The organism is Streptomyces kebangsaanensis (genome assembly GCF_001906585.1).
Lineage (GTDB): Bacteria > Actinomycetota > Actinomycetes > Streptomycetales > Streptomycetaceae > Streptomyces > Streptomyces kebangsaanensis.
Genome location: NZ_JUJA01000164.1, coordinates 23887 through 24535, shown reverse-complemented (window position 1 = coordinate 24535; position 649 = coordinate 23887). Strand labels below are relative to the sequence as shown.

At 74.3% G+C, this 649-nt stretch carries 2 protein-coding genes; both read right to left on the bottom strand.

Features of this window, described 5'->3' with window-relative positions:
- The coding region (locus tag RH94_RS33150) for an SRPBCC family protein (protein WP_234426207.1) at nt 1–435 on the bottom strand (435 nt) is incomplete at its 3' end.
- Nucleotides 436–451: 16 nt separating this feature from the next.
- Nucleotides 452–649: XdhC family protein (locus RH94_RS45310; RefSeq protein WP_234426206.1), on the bottom strand; the 198-nt coding region annotated here is incomplete at its 5' end.

Genomic DNA, 649 nt, shown 5'->3' with positions numbered 1-649 from the left:
GAGCCGCTCGGACAGGCACTCGGCGAACTGCCCCACCAGCCGGTCGCCCACCTCACCCAGCACCCCGCGCCCGAACTGCGCCGGGCGGCCGGTCACCGTCAGATCGGTCCGCACCGACACGGCCGTGGCGCCGTCCCGTTCCTCCAGGGTGCCCGTGACCGTGGCCCGCGCCGTGCCCTGCCCACGCGTCTCCCGGCCGCTCGCGGCGAGCACCATGCGGTGGGCCGCCTCGTCCTGCTCCTCGAAGACCGCCGTCCCCTTGTACGTCACCGTGATCGGACCCAGCTTGACCTTGACCGATCCGGTCACGGTCCTGCCGTCGTAGTCCTCCACGGTGGCCCCCGGCAGGCACGGCGCCACGCGCTCGATGTCGAGGAGCACCCGCCAGGCGTCGTCGACCGGGACGGGCACGGTGAACTCGTGGTGCAGTTCCATCACTTCTCTCCTCGCCTCAGGCGGAGCCGGTCGCGTGGATGGCTCCGGCGGTCGCGGTCAGGGGCGCCCCCGTGCCGCCCCAGCGCAGCGCGATGATCTCGGCCGCGACGGACACGGCCACCTCCTCCGGGGTACGGGCGCCCAGGTCCAGGCCCACCGGCGAGCGCAGCCGGGACAGCTCGGCCTCCGACAGACCGGCCTCCACCAGCCGCTC